The sequence below is a fragment of the Gallibacterium melopsittaci genome (assembly GCF_042433085.1).
GTDB classification, from domain to species: Bacteria; Pseudomonadota; Gammaproteobacteria; order Enterobacterales; family Pasteurellaceae; genus Gallibacterium; species Gallibacterium melopsittaci.
Genome location: NZ_JBHLWA010000036.1, coordinates 1 through 22,178 on the forward strand (window position 1 = coordinate 1; position 22,178 = coordinate 22,178).

Annotated in this window: 26 protein-coding genes; 7 read left to right on the top strand and 19 right to left on the bottom strand. The window is 36.0% G+C overall.

Going from position 1 to position 22,178, the window contains the following annotated elements; all coding sequences use genetic code 11:
- From ACFFHT_RS07880 to ampD, 5 genes are all read right to left on the bottom strand, one after another.
- The coding region (locus ACFFHT_RS07880; protein ID WP_382375176.1) for a thiamine pyrophosphate-binding protein at nucleotides 1-97 on the bottom strand (97 nt) is incomplete at its 3' end.
- Nucleotides 98-268: 171 nt separating this feature from the next.
- On the bottom strand, nucleotides 269-1,249 hold the full coding sequence (gene dusA, locus ACFFHT_RS07885; RefSeq protein ID WP_382375108.1) for a tRNA dihydrouridine(20/20a) synthase DusA: 981 nt from the start codon (nucleotides 1,247-1,249) through the stop codon (nucleotides 269-271).
- Nucleotides 1,236-2,627 carry a chloride channel protein gene (locus tag ACFFHT_RS07890; protein ID WP_382375110.1) on the bottom strand — a complete coding sequence of 464 codons (1,392 nt, stop codon included), beginning with the start codon at nucleotides 2,625-2,627 and terminating at the stop codon, nucleotides 1,236-1,238. Before ACFFHT_RS07890 ends, dusA begins: the two co-directional genes overlap by 14 nt.
- A gap of 91 nt (nucleotides 2,628-2,718) precedes the next feature.
- The gene (locus ACFFHT_RS07895) at nucleotides 2,719-3,054 is read right to left on the bottom strand and encodes a PM0253 family protein (protein ID WP_382375112.1); all 336 of its coding nucleotides are present in this window, start codon (nucleotides 3,052-3,054) and stop codon (nucleotides 2,719-2,721) included.
- A 66-nt stretch (nucleotides 3,055-3,120) separates the two neighbouring features.
- A complete protein-coding gene (gene ampD / locus ACFFHT_RS07900; protein ID WP_382375114.1) occupies nucleotides 3,121-3,675 on the bottom strand; it encodes a 1,6-anhydro-N-acetylmuramyl-L-alanine amidase AmpD in 555 nt (184 codons plus the stop codon).
- 107 nt (nucleotides 3,676-3,782) lie between these two features.
- Here ampD and ACFFHT_RS07905 point away from each other — a divergent pair, with 107 nt between their 5' ends.
- The 4 genes from ACFFHT_RS07905 to ACFFHT_RS07920 all read left to right on the top strand — a co-directional run bounded on the left by ACFFHT_RS07905 (nucleotide 3,783) and on the right by ACFFHT_RS07920 (nucleotide 7,465).
- Nucleotides 3,783-4,244 (top strand): prepilin-type N-terminal cleavage/methylation domain-containing protein, encoded by a 462-nt coding sequence (locus ACFFHT_RS07905; RefSeq protein ID WP_382375116.1) that lies wholly within the window; start codon nucleotides 3,783-3,785, stop codon nucleotides 4,242-4,244.
- Nucleotides 4,244-5,656 carry a GspE/PulE family protein gene (locus ACFFHT_RS07910; protein ID WP_382375118.1) on the top strand — a complete coding sequence of 471 codons (1,413 nt, stop codon included), beginning with the start codon at nucleotides 4,244-4,246 and terminating at the stop codon, nucleotides 5,654-5,656. Before ACFFHT_RS07905 ends, ACFFHT_RS07910 begins: the two co-directional genes overlap by 1 nt.
- Entirely contained in the window at nucleotides 5,643-6,845 is a 1,203-nt protein-coding gene (locus tag ACFFHT_RS07915) for a type II secretion system F family protein (RefSeq protein ID WP_382375120.1), read from the top strand. The genes ACFFHT_RS07910 and ACFFHT_RS07915 overlap by 14 nt, the downstream gene beginning before the upstream one ends.
- An 86-nt stretch (nucleotides 6,846-6,931) precedes the next feature.
- The gene (locus ACFFHT_RS07920) at nucleotides 6,932-7,465 is read left to right on the top strand and encodes a prepilin peptidase (RefSeq protein ID WP_382375122.1); all 534 of its coding nucleotides are present in this window, start codon (nucleotides 6,932-6,934) and stop codon (nucleotides 7,463-7,465) included.
- Between the two features lie 10 nt (nucleotides 7,466-7,475).
- Here the strand turns inward: ACFFHT_RS07920 and ACFFHT_RS07925 are convergent, their stop codons facing one another.
- Both ACFFHT_RS07925 and ACFFHT_RS07930 read right to left on the bottom strand, forming a co-directional pair.
- A complete protein-coding gene (locus tag ACFFHT_RS07925; protein WP_382375124.1) occupies nucleotides 7,476-8,960 on the bottom strand; it encodes a surface lipoprotein assembly modifier in 1,485 nt (494 codons plus the stop codon).
- 55 nt (nucleotides 8,961-9,015) lie between these two features.
- The gene (locus ACFFHT_RS07930; RefSeq protein WP_382375126.1) at nucleotides 9,016-9,927 is read right to left on the bottom strand and encodes a factor H binding protein domain-containing protein; all 912 of its coding nucleotides are present in this window, start codon (nucleotides 9,925-9,927) and stop codon (nucleotides 9,016-9,018) included.
- A gap of 167 nt (nucleotides 9,928-10,094) precedes the next feature.
- Here ACFFHT_RS07930 and coaE point away from each other — a divergent pair, with 167 nt between their 5' ends.
- Genes coaE through ACFFHT_RS07945 form a run of 3 tightly spaced genes read left to right on the top strand, consistent with a single transcriptional unit; the run spans nucleotide 10,095 to nucleotide 11,187 of the window.
- A complete protein-coding gene (gene coaE, locus ACFFHT_RS07935) occupies nucleotides 10,095-10,703 on the top strand; it encodes a dephospho-CoA kinase (RefSeq protein ID WP_382375127.1) in 609 nt (202 codons plus the stop codon).
- 11 nt (nucleotides 10,704-10,714) lie between these two features.
- Nucleotides 10,715-10,927 carry a DNA gyrase inhibitor YacG gene (gene yacG / locus ACFFHT_RS07940; protein ID WP_382375128.1) on the top strand — a complete coding sequence of 71 codons (213 nt, stop codon included), beginning with the start codon at nucleotides 10,715-10,717 and terminating at the stop codon, nucleotides 10,925-10,927.
- Nucleotides 10,924-11,187, top strand: coding sequence for a GNAT family N-acetyltransferase (locus ACFFHT_RS07945; RefSeq protein ID WP_382375129.1), 264 nt, complete (start codon nucleotides 10,924-10,926; stop codon nucleotides 11,185-11,187). The genes yacG and ACFFHT_RS07945 overlap by 4 nt, the downstream gene beginning before the upstream one ends.
- Nucleotides 11,188-11,290: 103 nt before the next feature.
- Here the strand turns inward: ACFFHT_RS07945 and ccmI are convergent, their stop codons facing one another.
- The 12 genes from ccmI to ACFFHT_RS08005 all read right to left on the bottom strand — a co-directional run bounded on the left by ccmI (nucleotide 11,291) and on the right by ACFFHT_RS08005 (nucleotide 22,140).
- Entirely contained in the window at nucleotides 11,291-12,193 is a 903-nt protein-coding gene (ccmI, locus tag ACFFHT_RS07950; RefSeq protein WP_382375130.1) for a c-type cytochrome biogenesis protein CcmI, read from the bottom strand.
- Nucleotides 12,193-12,657, bottom strand: coding sequence for a cytochrome c-type biogenesis protein (locus ACFFHT_RS07955; protein WP_382375178.1), 465 nt, complete (start codon nucleotides 12,655-12,657; stop codon nucleotides 12,193-12,195). Before ACFFHT_RS07955 ends, ccmI begins: the two co-directional genes overlap by 1 nt.
- The gene (locus tag ACFFHT_RS07960) at nucleotides 12,654-13,220 is read right to left on the bottom strand and encodes a DsbE family thiol:disulfide interchange protein (RefSeq protein WP_382375131.1); all 567 of its coding nucleotides are present in this window, start codon (nucleotides 13,218-13,220) and stop codon (nucleotides 12,654-12,656) included. The genes ACFFHT_RS07955 and ACFFHT_RS07960 overlap by 4 nt, the downstream gene beginning before the upstream one ends.
- Nucleotides 13,213-15,171, bottom strand: coding sequence for a heme lyase CcmF/NrfE family subunit (locus ACFFHT_RS07965; RefSeq protein WP_382375132.1), 1,959 nt, complete (start codon nucleotides 15,169-15,171; stop codon nucleotides 13,213-13,215). Before ACFFHT_RS07965 ends, ACFFHT_RS07960 begins: the two co-directional genes overlap by 8 nt.
- Nucleotides 15,168-15,701 (bottom strand): cytochrome c maturation protein CcmE, encoded by a 534-nt coding sequence (ccmE, locus tag ACFFHT_RS07970; RefSeq protein ID WP_382375133.1) that lies wholly within the window; start codon nucleotides 15,699-15,701, stop codon nucleotides 15,168-15,170. Before ccmE ends, ACFFHT_RS07965 begins: the two co-directional genes overlap by 4 nt.
- Nucleotides 15,698-15,910: a heme exporter protein CcmD gene (gene ccmD / locus ACFFHT_RS07975; protein WP_382375134.1), complete on the bottom strand. Its 213-nt coding sequence runs from the start codon at nucleotides 15,908-15,910 to the stop codon at nucleotides 15,698-15,700. The genes ccmE and ccmD overlap by 4 nt, the downstream gene beginning before the upstream one ends.
- A gap of 17 nt (nucleotides 15,911-15,927) precedes the next feature.
- On the bottom strand, nucleotides 15,928-16,665 hold the full coding sequence (locus ACFFHT_RS07980; RefSeq protein WP_382375136.1) for a heme ABC transporter permease: 738 nt from the start codon (nucleotides 16,663-16,665) through the stop codon (nucleotides 15,928-15,930).
- Between the two features lie 21 nt (nucleotides 16,666-16,686).
- Nucleotides 16,687-17,349 carry a heme exporter protein CcmB gene (gene ccmB / locus ACFFHT_RS07985; protein ID WP_382375138.1) on the bottom strand — a complete coding sequence of 221 codons (663 nt, stop codon included), beginning with the start codon at nucleotides 17,347-17,349 and terminating at the stop codon, nucleotides 16,687-16,689.
- Nucleotides 17,350-17,354: 5 nt separating this feature from the next.
- Nucleotides 17,355-18,002: a cytochrome c biogenesis heme-transporting ATPase CcmA gene (gene ccmA, locus ACFFHT_RS07990; RefSeq protein ID WP_382375140.1), complete on the bottom strand. Its 648-nt coding sequence runs from the start codon at nucleotides 18,000-18,002 to the stop codon at nucleotides 17,355-17,357.
- A 335-nt stretch (nucleotides 18,003-18,337) separates the two neighbouring features.
- Nucleotides 18,338-19,315, bottom strand: coding sequence for an NAD(P)-dependent oxidoreductase (locus ACFFHT_RS07995; RefSeq protein ID WP_382375142.1), 978 nt, complete (start codon nucleotides 19,313-19,315; stop codon nucleotides 18,338-18,340).
- 92 nt (nucleotides 19,316-19,407) lie between these two features.
- Nucleotides 19,408-20,502, bottom strand: coding sequence for an ABC transporter ATP-binding protein (locus ACFFHT_RS08000; RefSeq protein ID WP_382375180.1), 1,095 nt, complete (start codon nucleotides 20,500-20,502; stop codon nucleotides 19,408-19,410).
- A gap of 3 nt (nucleotides 20,503-20,505) precedes the next feature.
- Nucleotides 20,506-22,140 carry an ABC transporter permease gene (locus ACFFHT_RS08005; protein WP_382375144.1) on the bottom strand — a complete coding sequence of 545 codons (1,635 nt, stop codon included), beginning with the start codon at nucleotides 22,138-22,140 and terminating at the stop codon, nucleotides 20,506-20,508.
- Nucleotides 22,141-22,178 lie beyond the last annotated feature (38 nt).

Sequence of the window (22,178 nt, forward strand, 5' to 3'; positions counted from 1 at the left end):
TTCCCATTGGGGCACCTGGATGTCCTGATTTTGCTTTTTGTACTGCATCCATACTTAAAAAGCGGATCGCATTTGCTAATTCGCGGCGAGTTGCCATAGTTTTCTCCTTCTTTAATTGATAATTTAAGTTAAATAAACTTTTGTATTCTACTCTATTTCACCACAGAAAAAGTGAGTAACTTCAATAAAAACTTGATTTTCATCTATTACAAATCAGGAATAGCATAAATATCTATAAATCTTAGCTTAATCTCACATTAGAAAAAGATTATACCCTTACAAAATCTAATGCCTGTTGTAATACTTCAATGCCGGCACCTGCTTTATGTGCATTTTCACTCAAATGTCTACGCCATTGTCTTGCACCACGTACATTCTGAAACGCACCTAACATATGACGAGTAATCTGTCCTAATGGTGTTCCTTTTATCAATTCTCGTTCTACATAAGGAAACATCTTCTCAACTGCATCAATCGGACTAATAATCGCAGCTTTTTCATCAAATAAGGCTTGATCGATATATCCTAGTAAGGATGGATTTTGATAAACCTCTCTTCCCACCATAACACCATCAACAAATTGCAGATGCTGTTTTATCTCTTCAATCGTTTTAATTCCACCATTAATACTAATCTTAAGCTGCGAAAAATCTCGTTTTAATTGATAGACTCGGGAATAATCTAATGGTGGAATTTCACGATTCTCTTTCGGGCTTAAGCCTGACAACCACGCTTTACGCGCATGAATAATAAAATCTTGGCATCCTGTATTTGCGACCTTCTCCACAAATTCACATAAAAACTCATAACTATCGAGATCATCAATCCCAATTCGTGTTTTTACCGTAACAGGAATCTGTACTACTTTTTGCATTGCATCAATACATTCTGCAACCAGATCTGCTTTGGCCATTAAACAAGCACCAAAAAAACCATTTTGGACTCGATCTGAAGGGCAACCAACATTGAGATTAATTTCACTATAACCTCGTTGTTCCGCTAATTTTGCACAATGTGCTAACTGTTGAGGATCACTGCCCCCCAACTGTAATGCTACTGGCAATTCTTCTGGTTCAAAAATTAAATGGTCATATTTTGCATAAATAATTGCTGGTGCAGTAACCATTTCAGTATAAAGCAAACTATGGCGACTAAACTGACGATGAAAAAAACGGCAATGTCTAGTTGTCCAATCTAACATTGGGGCAACTGCAAAACGCCCTCGATAAAATTGATTATTGATTGTCATGTAATTTTTGTTGTTCTTGATTAATTTGTTCTTGAATTCGTTGACGAAAACGTCCTGCTGCAAAATGATAGAACGGTTTTGGGCAAATCTGACGAGATATAATAGAGGCCATTAAACTCGTTGCTAATAGCCAAACTAATTCTGGTTGACTACCCGTCATTTCCATTACGACTACACTTGCTGTCACTGGTGATTGCGTTGAACCTGCTAAAAATGCAGCCATCGATAATAACACTAAAAAACGCTGATCAACAACGCCACCTGTGAATTGCCAAATATTACTACCAATCGCCGCACCTGTAGTTAATGCTGGTGTAAAAATACCACCTGCAATGCCCGTCCAATAAGTAAAAACAGTTGCTAACAATTTAGTTATACCTAATGAGGGATCTAATGCTTGATCATTAATTGCTTGCGTAACAACGGCATATCCCGTTCCATAAGTCTGATGATGCGTAAACGTTCCTAACGCTGCTAATAAAATTCCTAATCCAAACGCCACAATAATTGGGTGTCGCCGTACAAAACCTCGCATCAATGCAGGTAAATATGCTGCTAATCCTTTCGCTAACATACGCGCAAATAAACCACCAAATAATCCACAAATTACGGCACAAGTGACTAGCCATAACACCACATTATCGACAACATCTGCTCCCATATAACGTGGGAAATAAGGGTTATTTCCTTGAATTAACACCAACATAAATCCAGCTGCTAATACACCCAATAATACTCGACGCTCCCAACGTAAAGGCGCACCACGACCAATCTCTTCAATAGCAAAAATAACTCCTGCTAATGGTGCATTAAACGCCGCGGCTAGTCCACCAGCTGCACCTGTTGCAATTAATTCATTATAGCTAAGGCCTTTAAATGCTAAATTATATTTACGGCAGAACTTTCCCCAAGACAACATCACGGCAGCACCAACTTGTACAGATGGACCTTCACGCCCAACTGAAGCACCACAACACATTGCTAAAAAGGTAAGGGGAATTTTCCAAATCGTTTGTGCTAAACGTACTAGCGCTTCTTTAGGCTTACCATGCGGTAATGCAATCGAAGCAATCACCTGCGGAATACCGCTGCCCGCAACATAAGGGGTAAATCGTTGTGTAAACCAAGCTAAAATTGCCATACCGAATGGTAATAATACCCACGCTACCCAAGGATGCAGATTAACTAAATATGTATTAATTTCTAAACCCAACTCAACTAAGGTAGCAAATCCCCAAGAAACGAGTGCTACTAATAATGCTCCACAGAGCAAACAAATAAATTCAATACTTTTACGGGAAAGGCGGGAAGTTTGATGACCTTTATGCTTAAGATAACGTTGTAAACGATTTAATTGTGCTTTTAAATTAAAAAACATAGAGTAAAAAGATTAGCTACCACAGTGGAGGTAATTATAAACAAGAACCTTAACAATCTGAAAATCTTTTTACCCTTCTACTTATCATCAATTATATACAACCACCACAACTACCACAGCGCCAGTCATCGCGATTTACTGCTTGATAAAAAAAACGAAAATATTGTTCTTCAATAGGAATATTTTCCTCAATAAAAACATCAGTTAACCAACCAATATTTTCTAAAATCCAATCATTTTCATCCAAACCTTCTAAATATAATTCGTCTTCAGGATCAATGAAGTTGTAGATTCCTCGTGTTCCCATATCATGTTCACGACGATCTTCTGGTAAATGAATTGGATTGCCTTGATAAGTGATTTCCCAATGTCCCAAACAAAGTGTATTGCCTTTAGAAGACCAATGGGCAATAAACGGATTTTCCATTTTCTTCTCCTTTTTGAAATAGTATAGTCCTTTCTCTTCTGAGCTTTAATGCCTGAAAATGGGTAATCAATGACTTTCAGAAACCATCTTACGATAATAATCCCAATCAAAATATTGTCCTGGATCGATCTTTCGTCCTGGTGAAATATCACAATGACCAACAATACGATTTACAGTAATCAATGGATAAGTTCGCATAATTGTTTTTGTCAATTCAATAAGCGTCAAATATTGTTGTGTAGTAAATGGTTGAGAATTACTTCCCTCTAATTCAATACCAATCGCAAAATCATTACACTTTTCTCGCCCTTGAAATTGAGATAATCCTGCATGCCAAGCACGATCATTAAAATTGACATACTGTCTAATCTCACCATTACGCCGAATTAAACAATGTGCCGAAACACGTTGTTGATAAATTTCAGCAAAATAAGGATGGATAGTAGGATCTAATTTTCCTTGAAAAAAATCATCAATATAGCAACCACTAAATTGTTCTGGTGGTAAGCTAATATAATGAATAACTAATAATGAAATATCATCTAAATTAGGACGTTGATCATAATGTGGAGAGGGAATTTGAATAACGTCTTGTAAAATTCCTTGCTTAATTTGATACATAAAATTCTCTTTCTTCGATCAAAATCACAATAGTGCAACAACTCGCTCAGCGATTAAATCAATTTTTGTCATATTTAAACTTGTCTTTTTCATATGAGGAATTGTTAATGTTGCTACATTCTAGATTATTAAGATCTTTTTATTCTGGTTTTACGTTAATTGAACTTATGATGGTAATTGCTATTATTGCCGTTTTAGCAACGATTGCAATTCCCTCTTATCAGAGCTACACCAAAAAAGCAGCTATTTCAGAATTAATTCAAGCCGCCACCCCTTACAAAGCCGAAGTAGAATTATGTCTTTATAATGCAAAGAAAAACCAATGTTCTGCTGGGCAAAATGGTATCCAAAACAAACCTAGCGATATGAGCAAATTTAAATATTTAAACGATATTTCAATTAATGCAGGCGTAATTTCTGTTTCTGGCAAAGGTTCATTAGAAAATATCTCTTACCAAATGACACCAACGAATACACAAAATGGACTCATTGAATGGTCGATTCAATGTACTGGTGATAATGGTCTTTTCCCTGCTGGTTTCTGTCAAACAAATGCGGGGACACCATAATGTCGTATCAAGTTACCTCGTTAGATCACCAAACAGTCTTCGAAATTTCCGAACAACAATGGCAACGTAATCAAGCTCAATATGACTTATTATTGCGTTATTTAGCTGTTCCTATTCAAGAAGATAAGCAGCAATTATGGTTAGCCATAGAATCATTAGATAATATTGCTGCCTGCGAAACCTTTTCTTTTCTAAGTGGTAAACTTATTGAACCAATTGTTATTGGACAATATGCTTTAAAACAATTACTGCAAAGTATGCGTGATGATGTGAGTAAACCAAATATTCACGAAACGACTCTACAACAATACACTACAACAGAACAGTTTAATGATGAAACCACAGTAGTAGAACCAAATGAACCACTTATCCAATTATTTAACCATTTACTAGAAAAAAGTTTACAAGTTTCCGCTTCAGATATTCATCTTGAACCATTACAAAAATCTTTTCAGATTCGCTTTCGTATTGATGGGGTCCTGCAAAAACAAGACAGCTTATCTTTTCAAATCGGACAACGGTTAAATGCGAGACTAAAATTATTAGCTCGCTTAGATATTAATGAAATACGCTTGCCACAAGATGGTCGTTTTCGTTTTCAAACAACGTTTGGAGAAACCTTAGATATTCGCTTATCATCCTTGCCCACACAATATGGAGAAAAAATTGTCCTACGCTTACAACATAATACCCCCGTATTTTCTGACTTTTCTGCATTAGGGATGACAGCACAACAAACGTTGTTTTTTACTCGAGCCTTAGCACAACCACAAGGATTAATTCTCGTTACGGGTCCAACAGGCAGCGGTAAAAGCCTGACGTTATACAGTGCATTACATTATCTAAATAAAGATAGCAGACATATTCTTACTGCCGAAGATCCAATTGAATTACAACTAGATGGTATTATCCAAACCCAAGTTAATCCGCTTATTAACTTAAATTTTGCCGCATTACTACGCAGTTTTTTACGTCAAGATCCTGATGTGATTATGGTAGGTGAAATTCGTGATCAAGAAACAGCTGAAATAGCCCTCCGAGCTGCACAAACAGGACATCTTGTACTCTCCACACTACATACTAATACAGCAATAGGTGCAATATCTCGTTTGCAACAACTTGGTATCACACAACATGAACTCGCCAACTCCTTACTATTAGTCATCGCACAACGCCTAGTGAGAAAACGTTGTCAATTATGTGATTCCACTTCGCTGAATTGTCAATGTGTCGATGGTTATCTTGGTCGGATAGGCGTTTTTCAATTCTTACATTATCAAAATCAACAGGCTATTACTGACTATCCAACGCTTTTTGCAGCCGCTCAAGAAAAATTACAACAACAAATGACTACTATTGCAGAATTAGAGCGTGTTCTCGGTACAGAAGAGGTTTTCAATGGCGAAATATAATTGGCGGGGCAAAGATCGTTTTCATAATCGTATTAAAGGCAGCATTATTGCAGATGATGTGTCACAAGCGAGACAACGATTAGCCCAACAAGGCATTATAGTAAAAACTATCTCAAAAAATTGGCAATTACCGACTCGTTTAACTTTAGCGATTCAAATTGAATTTTTCCTACAATTATCGTTACTCTTACAAGCTGAAGTCCCTTTAAAACAGGCTTTGCAACTATTACAAGAACAATGTTCTCATCAGTCTCTCTACCAACTAATTAAACGATGTCTGCATACTTTAAATATCGGGTTACCTTTATCTCATGCTCTACAAACTGAAAAAAATTTATTATCTCCTCACGAATGGCAATTATTGTATAGTGGTGAACAAAGTGGGCAACTCGCCAATATTATTCAACAACTCGCACAAAATAAAAGACAACAACAACAGCTACAACAACAAGTCAAAAAGATCCTCTTCTATCCTGTTACTATGTTGACTATTTCGTTTGCTTTAACGCTATTTTTATTACTTTTTATTGTGCCTACTTTTGCTGATCTTTATGCACAACAGCAACAATTACTACCCTTTCTCACTCAAATTCTCATACATTGCTCGTATTTTCTGCAACAATATCTCTGGATCCTTATCGCTCTATTCAGCCTAGGCATTTTTATTGGTTATTTCGCTTTTACACACTTACCTAATGTTAAAATTTATTTATTAAAAATGGCTTGTATCATTCCCTCTATCCAAAAAATTTATCTCAATATTCAAACAATCCATTTTTTCTCCATTCTTTCCACAATGTTACAAGCGGGAATTACTTTACAACAAAGTTTAACAACTTTCTTACCACAACACCGATTCTCCTCTACACAACAACATTCACTACTCGAAAAAGAGGTACGGCAATGCTTAGTCACATTACAGCAAGGATTACGTTTCTCAGATGGATTAAGTCATAGATTTCTGCAACCACAAGCAAGGCAAATGATCATTATTGGTGAAAATAGTGGCAATTTAAGCAAAACACTACAATATCTCGCCACTCAATCTCAGCAACATTTATCAACAAAAATTGAGTTATTTACAAAATTACTTGAACCTTTCTTGATGCTAATGATTGGAACTGTAATTGGGATAATTATCGTTGGTATGTATCTTCCTATTTTTAATTTAGGCAATATTATCTTATGATCTTGATTTCACTCTATTTTATTAGTTTTCTCTTTATTTTCTATTTAGAACAATTTCCTCTTTGGATACAAAAACTAGGAAATGAAATGGCACTCCCAACACCGCCCAAAAAAGATCGTTATATCCATCTTGTCATTTATACGTTATTTATAATTAGTTGCCTGCTTACTACTTCTTTATGGTGGCACACATATCTTTATTACTGTTTACTAAGTTTCTGTTATGTAATTGCCTATCTAGATTATCGTTACCGACTTATTTCCATAGTCCATTGCTACATTATCATTATGCTTGCCTTATTATTCGTGCTACTACAACTCAACCATTTAACGATAGAACAAGCCATTATTAGTTTCTGTTTTGCTTTTATAGGCAGTATTAGTTGTTACTTTGTCTGTTTTTTCTGGTATGGCAAAGAAAAATTAGGAATGGGAGATATTTTATTATTTTCTGCTTTAGCACTATTTATTTCACCAACGCAATTACCTTATTTACTTCTACTAGCAAGTTCAATCACTATCACCTACTACATCATTACGCATAATAAAAACCATGCACTACCTTTTGCACCTGGTTTAGTTATTGCAATGTTTATACTATTTAGTATTAACAATAGTTGAATCAATCAAACTAAAACGACTTACTAATTTCAAGTCTCATTCCTTTTGAATCCCAACTATATAATTCTGGAATATTGCTATTCACATTACGATATTGATAAACCAATTTTGGCATAAAACCTTTATAATTAAGTTTATCGTGCCAAATAGCTACCGTACCAGAAAAATCATAATCCTTTCTTATTTTATTAAAAAATGTATGGTGAGCTGCAAACTTTCTTTCTGCCATACGTAAATTAAATTGTACTCCTAGTCCATTTTGCCATTGATAACGAGATCCAACTCTTCCAGCAAGGGTATGTGATGTTTCAACAATACTTTTAAGATTATCATACTGATAATCCATTCCAGTAAAAATACGCCATGCCGATGTTAATTGATACGCAACTGTTATCCCTATTTGATATCTACGGCCTTCGTATTCAGATAACTGTGGATCATTATAATGCTTATAACTATAAGAAAAATAAGGAATAATAACTTGTTTATCATTTATCTTTTGCATAAAGGATAAATCTATTCCAGTATGATTATTATAATTTTTCCCTCCTAACCAATTCTGTTCATAAAATGGTGACAACTTCATACTAAAATTATATTTTTGATATAAATATCCTGGACTAAGACGCAAAGTACTTTCACTATAATCTTTCTGATCCCAATATTCTGTCCCACTATAACTCCCTTCAAAATTTAGATAATGATGCCCTTTAATAGATATTAATTTATTAGCCATTAAAGAATAAGTAATTCCTTGACCACTCTTTGGCATTGAATCCTCATTTTTAGTAAATGGTACGCCCCATAAATACAATGTTTTAATATCTGAGGCTTGATTCACATTATCATTTCGAGAGTAATAAGCGGAGATATCCCATTGTGTTTTAAATAATTCATCTAATTGTTTAATTGCTTCTTTTGCAATATGTTGTATTTGAGGATTACGACTTTTTTCCAATCTCTGAAATTCCGTTCTCGCTTCAACAAACTGTTTATCCTCAACCAACATTCGTGCAAAATCCAATCTCACATAATCCAATTCTGGTTTTACTGTTAATAAATTCTGTAATGCGAGGAATGCATCTGAGTAATTATGTTCCAAATGATTAATACCAGCCTCGGCATACCAAAGCAAATAAGGATTGTGTTCTTTAATAGTTCGATATACAGGAAGTAATTGCTTCACCAAGCTCCATTGTCTTTGCCGAATAGCCTGATCAATAATAAAGCTAAAAAGTTGTGGTTGGTTATATAACGATCTCAAAGATAAAGAGTGTTTTTTAGGAGATATTGAAGAGGTTTGATTCTGTTTTACTACTATTTTGTCTGGATAAGAGAATTTATTTGTATCCGTAGTTAGTTCATGTACAGAACTAAAATCATGTTCTTTGATAATAGCTGCATTGGCAGATAATATTCCAAACATTAATAGACTACTAATAGTTACAGAAGAATAAGAAAGAAAAAAATAACGCACTTTTATTAACTCAAACATTAAAAACAAAAAATTGCCTAAAAAATATTTAGGCAACCTTATACATTATTACAAATTATTTGTCAGAATTATTCACTGGTGTTTCACTTATTTTTTTACCACCAAAGCCTATATCATATAGTAATTTATTCTCACCTTCTAATCTTGCAAACCCAGTAAGCTCTTCAGCCTTAGGACCAAATAATGCAGCCCTATACCGTCCCATTCCCACTTTTGTCGTCTCTAAATCTCCAACAAAACTCCATTGAACATCTCCTGAGTTAAATTTAATCCCTTTAATTAAAGCACTATTCAAAGTTATTTCACCTGCTTTATCAAAGCCTAAAATCTTTCCTGAGCCATAAATTTCATTTTTAGTAGCAAATACTATTTGATAATCAAATTTTCCTATTGTCTTACCATCAAAAGCATCCCCTTTATATGAAAAGGTTGTTGGGGATATTGTTGCAATCTGATCCAAATATTCTCTTTGTGTTGGATAGCCCCATAATATAGTGGTGCCATTCAAAAAAGTTTCTTCATTAGGACGCAATTCATTTGGCATAAAAGCAGTTTGTACTAAAGAATAAGGCTGACTATAAATAAATGCGGAACTTTTTATTCGTATTGGTTCGGAATCTTTATTCTCTTGTACAACTATTTCATATGCTACTGTGTTCAATCCTTCAGGTAACTGCGACATATCAAACTTAGTATTTTCAATTAATTTCCCATCTAAGGCGACATAATAAGTAATAAACTTCTCCGAAAGAGAACCTAAAGCGGATAAAAATTTTTTCTCTCTAACTTTTTCTTGCAATTCTTTTGGTACAGCATTTATTGATGGTTCTGGTGTACTGATTTTCTGGGTCACTCCAGAAAAACTATTTTGTTTATTCGTTCCTTCTGAACCACCACTACCCCCACTACCACATGCGACTAGAATCAATGAAGAAATAAAAGTAAGTAAAAGTCCCTTTATTCGCATAGTTTTCCCCTTTTTTATATAAAAAACATAATAAACCAAAAAATAAATAAGCGAAATTAAACATTTTAAAATTAATGAAGTCAATAAATTACTTTTTTAAATTTCAATCTTTTGATCTTAACCATTATAATAATCATAATTTTAACTAATATCTTATATCTCTTTTTATGCCGTATATTGTTGGATTAACTGGTGGCATCGGTTGTGGTAAAAGCTCAATTGCTGCACTTTTTGCTGAATTAAATGTCCCTATTGTCGATGCCGATATTGTTGCTCGACAAATAGTTGCTAAAGGTTCACCTTTACTAGAAAAAATTGTTAATCATTTTGGTAGCAATATTTTATTACCAAGTGGTGAATTAGATCGTGCTGCATTACGTCAAAAAGTTTTTCAGGATCCTGAACAAAAAACGTGGCTAAATAATCTGCTACATCCAGCAATTCGTACTGAAATGCTCGCACAATTACACAATATCACTGCACCTTATGTTTTATGGGTTGTACCTTTATTATTTGAAAATCAGTTAGAACGTTTTTGTGATCGTATTTTAGTCATTGATGTTAGTGAAGAAACCCAAATTAAAAGAGCAACTCAACGAGATAAAAATAGCGAAAGTCTAATTCGTAAAATTATGCAATCTCAAATTTCTCGCCAACAGCGTTTAGCAAAAGCAGACGATATTATTAATAATGAACAACCTTTTGCAGAAAATTTAGATTGTTTAAAAACTGAAGTAATGAAATTACACCAATATTATTTACAATTAAGCCAATAACAGGAAAACATATGTCAAATACAGATAACGAAATTATCTCTGTACCTTGCCCCATTTGCAAAAAAAGTGTGATTTGGTCGGAACAAAGTCCATATCGACCATTTTGTAGTAAACGTTGTCAACTAATTGACCTTGGTGAATGGGCAGCAGAAGAAAAAAGAATTCCAAGTGAAGAAAGCCCTTTCAGTACGGAAATTGATGAATTTATGGAGAAAATACAATGACTGATTATGCTATTGAACATACTGATAATGGTCAATTTGGCACATTTTTTATTCAAGTCGAAAATAAGCGATTAGCAGAATTAACCTACGAATATATAAATACCAAAACAATTGATGCCAATCACACTTTCGTTGATCCGAGTTTACGCAATCAAGGAATTGCACAAAAACTATTCCAAGCCTTATTAGACTTCACTACACAGCACCAGCTAAAATTAACCGCAAGCTGTAGTTATGTTGCCGCAAAACTGCGTAGATAAAGAGAAAATTAGAGAGTTTTTAAATTCGCCTCTTCTGTTTGAAGGGGCGAATTAGTTATTATGAAATGAATTTTATGAACATTTAGTAAATCATCAATGATCTTTATGGATTTTGTGATTTACTCTGCTCTTGGCGTTGTAATTCTTGACGAGCATTATCAATACTACGTTCCAGTAATTCACGTTTTGGATCATCTTTCGGCAAAAGTTGTAACATCATATTCCAACTCACAATCGCCATTTTAAAATCACCACGCTGAAAACTATCAAATGCTAATAACCCTAACGCATCTGCATTAGTATGATCTTGGCGAATCACTTCTGATAACAAGGTTCGTCCTCGACTATTATCATTTTGATCTTGTGAGAACATTAAAATTCTAGCATAGGCTAATTTATAGGTAACATCATTCGGTGCTAATTGATAGGCTTTAGCATAACTATCCATAGCTAATTGCGCTTTATCCGTTGCCATTCCCATTTGCCCTAATAACCACCAATTTTCTGCATTATTTGGATTCTTTTGTAAATCTTGTCTTAACGCCACAATAAACTGTTCAATTTCTGTATCTGAAAGTGGTTTTTGTTTCTCATCTTGCAAACGTGCAAAAAATTGCGGCAGCTTTTGATATGTCTGTTCTAGCATTGACTCCATTCGCCAAGATCCAACAGCAAAATAACTTGCCCCAGCTAAAGCAAACAGTAATAAAAAACCAGTTACAAACCAGACTTTACCAAATCGTTGTTGTGATTCTGCTTGTGTTTGCGTCTGAGTTGGAATATCAGATAATAGTGCTTGTTGCAACTCTACTTTTAATTGTTGCTCATTATCCAATAAACCCTGTGCCGCAGCCTGTTCAATCTCTTTAACACGATCAAAGTAGAATGCTTTGTTAAACGCCTCACGTTGTATGCTCTTTTGCACTTTGGCTTGGCGTAATAGTGGGAAAAAGCAAATTAATGCGACAACTAATGTCAAGCCTAATGCACTTAACCAAAAACTCATTACTCTTTTTCCTTCTCTAATAATTGCTGCAAACGTGCTTGCTGTTCAGCATCAAGCGTACTTTCGATATTTTGCTCTGTTGGTAAACTTTTACGTCTGCGAACCAAAAATCCTATACCTAATAAAACTAGAGCTAAAGGTGCAATCCACAAAATAATAGTACCCGCAGTGACTGGTGGATCATAAGTAACAAAATTGCCATAACGTGCCACCATATAATCAATAATTTCTTGTTTACTCTTATTTTGTTGCAACAACTCTAACACTTTTGCTCGCATATCCGTTGCCACCAACGCATTAGAATCGGCAATATTATTATTCTGGCATTGCGGACAGCGTAATTCTTGCGTCAGTTCATGATAAGTTTGCTCTTCTGCTTGCGAACGAAAATGCAAAGCCTCGATTGCTGCTATTGCCGAGTTAGCGGAGAAAATGATCACAAATAACAGTAAGATCCGTTTTATTTGGCTGAACATACATCCTCCGCAGCATATTTTTGATAAAGCGGTTGTAACGTTTGTTGCCAAACGTTTGGATTCACATCACCTGCATAACGATAACGAATAATACCTTGGCAATCCACGACAAAAGTTTCTGGTGCACCATAAACCCCAAGATCTAAACCAAAGCTCCCTTTTTGGTCTTCAATCACCTCTTGATAAGGATTACCTAAATCATTGAGCCACTTTTTCGCTTTCTCGGTATCGTCTTTATAATTCACGCCAATAATCGTAATACCTTGCTTAGCTAATTGATTTAAATATTGGTGTTCTGCATAACAAGTTGGGCACCATGTTGCCCAGACATTTAATAACACTGGTTTGCCTTGCTTAAATAACTGTTGATCATACTGTTTTGTTTTATCAAATAGATCAACTGCTGTCGTCGTCATTGGAACACTTTTTCCAACTAATGCTGACTCTAGCGCTTTAGGATCATCGCCTTGTGCATTACGAATCAAAGCTACGGTTGCCACCACCACAAACAAAGCAAAAACAATTAAAGGTAGATACAATTTCTTATTCATTTGTGACTCCTTTAACTAACTTACTAAAACGATAACGGCGATCAAAAATACATAGCACACCACCGATAGCCATTAATAAACCACCAAACCAAATCCAACGAATAAATGGTTTGTAATAGAGGCGTACCGCCCATGCACCATTATCTAAACGTTCCCCTAATGCCGCATAGAGATCACGTGTGATACCACCGTCAATTGCTGCCTCACTCATACTCATACGGCTAACTTGATAAAAACGTTTTTCCGCATTTAACGTGGTAATGTACTGCTGTCCTTTACTCACAACAATTGATGCTGTTGCACCAAGATAGTTAGGACCATTATTATCTTGTACTTGGTTAAATTTGAAATCATAGCCAGCTACATTAACACTATCACCAATATTCATTCGTACATCTTTTTCAATACTAAAATTTTGGCTAAACGCAATACCAAATACCGTTACGGCTACACCAATATGTGCTAAGAACATTCCCCAATGTGAACGTGATAATTTCGTTAGCCCCTGTAGAAAACCAGTACGATGCGTCGCACGTTGCTGTAACTCATACAAACTTAGTAAGGCAATAATCAATGTCATCATACTGCCCAATACCGCACTCACCGTGATTTTATCAGCGATGACGAAGGGTAAAGCAAAACCAAATAATGCCATCGCAATAACACTGATAACCACTGGTTTACGAATCGCAGAGAATTGATCACGACGCCATTTTACTAATGGCCCAATACCCAATAACAACGCAAATGGCACCATAATAATTAAGAACATTTGATCGAAGAATGGTGCACCAATGGAAATTGAACCAAGCCCTAATTGTTTATGTGCTAATGGTAATAATGTGCCTAACAACACAACCGCTAAAGCTGTCATTAAGAGGATATTGTTAAGCAATAACATCGATTCTCTTGAATAACGTTGGAAGTTATCACGAGAACGAATTTCACTTCCTTTGTAAGCATAAAGACCGAGTGAGCCACCAATCACAACAACTAAATAGGCTAAAATAAATAACCCTCGTGTTGGATCAGAGGCGAAAGCGTGTACTGACACTAAAATGCCAGAACGAACTAAGAATGTTCCTAATAAACAAAGGGAAAAAACTAAGATAGCGAGCAATACTGTCCACGCTTTAAAACTACCCCGCTTTTCAGTGACTGCAAGTGAATGTAATAATGCTGTTCCGGCTAACCAAGGCATAAATGACGCATTTTCCACAGGATCCCAGAACCACCAGCCACCCCAGCCGAGTTCGTAATACGCCCACCATGAGCCTAACACAATGCCTAGTGTTAAAAAGCACCAAGCAGCTAATGTCCAAGGTCTAGACCATCTTGCCCAAGCGGTATCCAAATTACCACTCATTAATGAGGCAATCGAAAAGGCAAACGCCACAGAAAATCCAACATATCCCATATACAACAATGGTGGATGAAAAATTAAGCCAATATCTTGCAACATTGGATTTAACTCTTTGCCATCCACTGGAAAATCAGGGAAAGTACGCGTAAATGGATTAGAGGCAAAAATCACAAATACCAAGAAGCCAATACTGATCATTCCCATTACTGCCAATACTCTTGCCACCGATTCTTGTGGTAATTGACGGCTAAAAATAGCTACTGCTAAACACCAACAACTTAATAGCCAAATCCATAACAACAGCGATCCTTCATGCGATCCCCAAACGGCAGATAAACGATAATAGATAGGTAATTGGCTATTCGAATTATTTACAATGTACTGCACGCTAAAATCATTAATTGCGAACAAATACATTAATCCGAAAAAAGCAAATGAGAGTGAAATAAATAGCCCTAATGCCATTGGTCGAGCTAATGAAATTAATAAGGGGCTATTTTGCCGTAAGCCCCATAATGGTACGACTGTTAATAAAATTGCAATCGCTAAAGCAAGTGCTAAGGCATAATTCCCTAATTCAGCAATCATTTTTTCTCCTCAGCTTGCTGTTCAAGTTGCATTTTGTCACGTTCTGATTCACTAGTGAGATCTTTAGCCGACACGCCCATTGGATTATGGACCTTTTTCATCTGTTCACCCAATTCAGGTGGAACATAATTTTCATCATGCTTCGCTAATACTTCACTTGCCACTAATGTAGTCGCATCTTTTAAAGTACCTTGTGCCACAATGCCTTGTCCTTCACGGAACAGATCTGGCAAAATCCCTTCATACTCAACATCTATTGATGGTCCAATATCATTCAGTTTAAATTTTACTTTTAAACTATTTGGATCACGTTGTACTGATCCCTCTACTACCATACCACCAACCCGAATTCGTTGACCTGGTTCAGGTTTTAAATCCGCATCATTGTTCTTACCATAAATCACTTCACTCGGCGTATAAAACAAATCGATATTTTGGCGTAACGCATACAGCATCAAACCAGCAGCAATACTGATTCCTGCCACCACAAATAATACTAAATACAATCTTGATTTACGGCGTGGATTCATAAACGGTTCTCCGTTGTAGTTTGTTGTTTAATTCGTTGTTGACGTTGGATCTCTTTTTGCACTTCATTAAGTACTTTGCGTTTATCACGATGACTCATAATCACAAATAAAAGAATCGCAACCAATGAAATCCCATAAGAAAGCCAAACATAGAATCCATGATTCCCCATTTGCCAAAAAGCACTCCAACTATCAAAAAATGGTGTCATTTTGCTATTCCTTTTATTTAGATTTTTTGTACCAACGCTTGTACCCAAGGGCGTTTTTTATCTGCGTTCAATAGTTCATTACGATAACGGATCACTGTTAAATATAGACTTAATAACATAAAACCAAAAATGGCTAATAACAGTGGAATTAACATTTCTGTTGCAATAGAAGGCTTCTCAAATTTTGTGATGCTCGCACCTTGATGCAAGGTATTCCACCATTGCACTGAAAAGTGAATAATTGGTAAATTGATTACACCGACAATTGATAATATTCCTGCCGCTTTTGCACCAACAGTCTTATCCTGAAATGCACTATATAATGCGATTACTCCAAAATAGAGGAATAACAGAATTAATTCTGAGGTTAAACGAGCATCCCAGACCCACCATGTTCCCCATGTCGGTTTTCCCCAAACCGCACCAGTTACCAACGCTAAAAAGGTAAATAATGCCCCTATTGGTGCCATCGCTACCATTGCTAAATTGGCTTGCTTAATTTGCCAAACCAATGCGACTAACGCTGCAACTGCCATTGAAGCATAAATTCCCATAGACCAAATCGCTGTTGGCACATGAATATACATAATGCGAAAACTATTACCTTGTTGATAATCTGCGGGGGCAAAACCTAATCCCCATACAACAGCAACAGCTAATAACAACAAGCTCGCTATCCCTAAAATTGGCGATAATTTTCCACAAATGCGATATTGCGTTTCAGGTTTTGCGTATGGATGTAACCATTTCCACATAATCTTTTACCTTTAAATTGATTAATGCAAACTAACACGTAATGCTGCAGCTACCGCAAATGGACAACTCACCAATGCTAAAACTAACATTGCTGCCAGAATTGCTAATTGCCCACCATAACTAAGATGTAATGCGGCTGAATCCAAAACTGCTGCTGTAAAAATTAAAACAGGAATAAATAATGGCACGACTAATAGACTAAGCAGTACCCCACCCTTTCGTAACCCAACAGTTAACGCTACACCAACTGCACCAATACAACTTAAGATCGGTGTGCCTATAAATAGGGTCTGTACTAATGCCCACCAGACATCAATTTCTAATGAGAGTAATAGACCAGCAATAGGCGATAACAGAATTAAAGGAAATCCAGTTAACAGCCAGTGAGAAAAAATTTTCGCCAATGCCGTCATCGAAAGTGGGATAGGTAATAAAAGGAGTTGTTCTAATGAGCCATCTAAATAATCATCTTTAAACAAACGTTCAAATGATAATAATGCTGACAACAATGCGGCAACCCAGACAATTCCAGGTGCAATACGTGCCAATAATTGTGGTTCTGGACCAACAACCAGAGGAAATAACGTAATAACAATTAAAAAAAACCATAGTGGATTTAATACTTCACTCGGTTTCCGCATTGCAATTTGTAATTCACGTTTAATGATGTCGTAAAAAATCATTGTTTCTATTCTGTTTCTACAAATTTATATTTTTCTAGTTGTACTTTTTGCACAATATCACTCGGTACATCTTGGTGGCTGGTAATAATCACGATTCCACCTTGACTAGCATGGAATTCAAATAAATGGGTTAAAACCTGAACGCCTCGTTTATCTATCGCATTAAAGGGCTCATCTAAAATCCATAATGGCGCAGTAGATAACCATAGTCTTGCTAGTGAGACACGTTTATGTTGCCCTGCCGATAATTGACTTGCTGGAATATCTTCATAACCTAATAATCCTACTACTTGCAGCGTTTCCCATAACACTTCTGGTTGCTTACGGCTATTGGTAGTACGTTGGAAAAAGTGGAGATTTTCCCATGCGGTCAATTCAGGTTTAATGCCTGCGTGATGTCCTAAAAACAGCAAATTTTCATTAAATTCATCTTGCTGCTGTAAAATTGCTTGATTATTCCAAAGCACTTCACCCTTTCTTGGGCGTGAAAGCCCGCTCAATGCACGCAATAATGTCGTTTTGCCTACGCCATTATGTCCTTCGATTTGGACAAAATCACCGCTTTGAAATTGAAGATTAACATCAGCAAATAAAATACGCTCTCCGCGTTGGCAACTTAAATCATTAACCTGTAACTGATTGATTGAATTCATATATTTACTGCTGATTGGCTAGACTAATTTAACGGAGCAGAATTCTAACATAAGCTAGCCATTGGTGGTATTTTTATCTAGAGCGCATTTATACCCATTTGGGAGTAATAATCACAAAATCACTTAATCAAAAATACTTTAACTATATGAAAAATAATGAGATTTTAACGAAACGGGAAATCACTTTTTTTTGATCTATCGCAATATCATCAAATAAGGGATTTATTGGGTAAGTCATTGACATTTTCTCCATTTAAAAGAGTGAGAAAAATGTCAATGTTACAAGCCTAGAACTGTGTTGTCATTGGTCAGATAAGATCTGAGAGAACTTTGTTTTAATCGACTTCTTTATTCACCAAATTATGCTTTGGTTTTTCTGGTTGCAATGCGGCAATTAAATTCTCTACCGCTAATGCAGCCATTTTATAGCGAGTTTCAAACGTGGCCGAACCAATATGTGGAGCTAATACTACATTTGGTAATGTCAGTAACGCAGAATTTGTCGGTAATGGCTCTTGTACAAACACATCCAATCCTGCACCTAAGATCTGTTTTGTCTGCAATGCTTCAATTAATGCATCTTCATCAATAATTTTACCTCGGCCCCCATTGATCAAAATACTAGATGATTTCATTAACGCTAGTTTTTCTCGAGTAATTAAATTTTCAGTATCCGATGTTAGTGGTAACGTAATACAGACAAAATCTGCTTGTTTTAGTAATTGATCTAATTCACACCATATAGCTTGATATTTTTGCTCAACTGCTGGTTTACGTTGGCGACTAAAATACAACACTTCCATATCGAAACCACAATATGCACGTTTTGCTACCGCTTCGCCGATATTTCCCATACCAAGAATACCGATTTTCTTATGATGAACATCTACACCGAATAGTGAGCTATCAATACTTTCTGTCCATCGGCCTTGATGAATAAATTCTGAGGTTTCAACAATACGTCTTGCCGTTGTCAATAACAATGCAAAAATTAAATCCGCTGTTGTATCAGTTAATACACCTGGCGTATGCATTAAACGAATATTCCGTGCTGTTAACTCTTCAACAGAAAAATAATCATATCCTACAGAAATGGTTGAAATAGCTTTTAACTGCTTAGCTTTAGATAACACCTCACCTTTAATACTCACCCCAGAACCAATTAATCCTTCAGCCTCAGATAATGCAGTAATAAAATTTTGGTAATTGTTTTGATCAATTCCTGCAAAACTTATTACCTCAAAATGTTCCATTAAACGCTGTTTCAGATCATCGGGTATCACGGTATATAAAACGATTTTACGTTTTGCCATATAAATTACCTCCACGATATTTAAGAGTAGTCTTGTATTGTACGCTTTATCCTCAATCAGAAAAGTAGCATACACTATTTCACTATCTCCTGTTATGCTGCATCAAATACAATGATGTTTTTTGCTTGTAACTTTAGTTGTACTTGGCTTCCTAATGGGTAATCTTGGGTATGATGAACTATCATTAGTTGTTCATTTTTCACTCCTACATTAGTAAGAGAGACTAATTTCAACTGATAACGATAAAAACCGCCTAAAAAAATCCGTCGTTCAACCGTTGCATACGCTGTCATTGGCAAAATTGGTTGCGTAGGAATATCTTCTTCCCATAGATGTAAGTCAATATCTTCTGGACGAATTAACACAGTATAATTTTGTTGTTCTTGCAGAGATGGTTTATTTGCCACCGTTACTTGCGTTAAATCAAAATAAGTAAACGGTGATACCAATCTATACGCCTGTCGTTGACAAGGAAGATAATTTACCTTACCTAAAAACTCAGCGACAAAACGTGAATTTGGTCGATGATAAAGTTCATAAGGTGTACCAAATTGAATAATTTTACCTTGATCCATTAAAGCGAGTTTATCCGCAAAAACAAAGGCTTCTTCTTTACTATGGGTAACAAAAATTGCAGGTACGGCTTGCTGTTTTAAAATCGTACGAATTTCTTCGATCATTTGATAGCGTACTTGGCTATCAATATTTGAAAAGGGTTCATCAAGCAATAATAGTTTCGGCTCACAAGCTAATGCTCGTGCAATCGCAACGCGTTGTTGTTGTCCACCTGATAGTTGATGTGGATAACGTTGTTCTAAGCCCTGTAAATGAACCAACTTAACCATTTCTTCTAAGATAGTTTGCTGCTGTTGACGACTTTTCTGATGCAAACCAAAGGTAATATTTTCTGCCACTGTGAGATGTGGAAATAAGGCATAATCTTGAAAAATGAAACCAATTTGACGTTGCTCCAATGGCGTCGTTGTCAGATCATTGCCTGTCAGCATTATCTTTCCTGCACGCAAAGGCAATAACCCAGCAATCGCTTTTAATAACGTGGTCTTACCGCACCCACTTGAACCTAATAAACACACAATCTCTTGTTGTTCTAACACGACATTTAGATCTTGTAATATGGTGTTATCGTGATAACCACACGTTAACTGTGTAATCGATAAAGTATTCATCATCTATTTTGTTCTATTTGTTAATAACGAGCGGGTCAACATCATTACAGGAATTAACCCGACTATAATTAATACAATCGCTGGCAATGCTGCGCGTTCTAGTTGTTCATCAGAAGTATAGGTAAAAACGTGTGTTGCTAAGGTATCAAAGTTAAATGGGCGTAATAGTAATGAAGCATTTAACTCTTTCATACTCTCAATAAACACAAACAATAATGCCGTTAAAATACCTTTGCGCAATAGCGGTAAATGAATTTTCCAACCAACGGCTAAGGCAGAATGCCCCAATGTTTTCCCTGCCATCTCTAACGAAGGAGGAATTTTATTTAATGCCGTTTCAATACTCCCAATCGACATCGCAGAAAAACGGATCACAAACGCAGTGATTAAGGCAAAAATTGATCCTGAAAAGATTAATCCTAATGGTAGTATGCCTAACCAATTTGTTAATTGGTACAGTTGATGATCTGCAATAGTCAGCGGTATCAACAGCCCAATCGCTAAAACCGTGCCTGGTACAGCATACCCTAAAGCCCCAATCCGCAATCCCACTCTCGCAAATGAAACTTGAGTCATTCTTTGCAAAAAATGCAGCAATAATGCCAATATCACACTGATGATTGCCGCAACGCTAGAGACTAACAAGCTATTTTTTGCATATTGAAAAAAGTTTGTTGTCCATGCCTCCGTAAAATAGTGATAAGCCCAATAACTTAATTGAAACAGTGGAAGTAGAAAAGCTAACAAAACTAATAACCAACTATAAACCACTAAGCCTTTTTCCCACCATCTGGTTAAAGATTGATATTGATGTGTTTGTTCGCAACCTCGTTGATAATGTTGTTGCTTACGTCTCGCATAACGTTCAATCCCAATAAATAGGCTTAATAAAGCCAACATTGAAATTGCAATTTGTGCGGCTGCTTGTAAATCACCTAATCCTAACCAAGTATCATAAATTGCCGTTGTTAACGTTGGCACCGCAAAATAGAAAACCGTACCAAAATCACCTAACGTTTCCATTGCCACTAAAGCACAACCAACAGAAATCGCAGGGCGTAATAAAGGTATAGTGATACGCCAAAAAATTTGCGTTGTAGAAGCACCCAATAATTTAGCACTTTGTGTCAAATTTTCTGATTGCTCAAGGAGTGCCAAACGGGTTAACAAAAATATATAAGGATAAAGGGATAACGCTAAAATAAAACAGGCTCCCCCTAGACTTCGAATTGATGGAAACCAGTAATCATGAATACTCTGCCAGCCAAAAATCGCCCGCAGCCATTGTTGAATAATACCTGGATAGTCTAAAAGATCTGTATATAAATAAGCCGATAAATAAGCAGGAATAGCTAAGGGCAAACAAAGTAGCCATTGTAAAAGATGCTGCCCTTTGAATTGATAACGTGAAACCAGATATGCTGTTGGTATAGCGAAAATTAGACTAATTCCCACTGTCCCGCATACTAATAACAGTGAGTTGATAAAATAATCGGTTAATACCGTATTCCATAGGTGTTGTAAACTCTGTAATGAGCCTTTTCCTGCCTGATAGAGTAATGCCACTATTGGCATCACAAAAAAGCCGATTAAGAGAAAAACAGTTAGCTGAGAAAATGGTTTATTAAATTTAATCACAACTCATTAATCTAAAAAGTGAAAAACAGAAAAAGGCA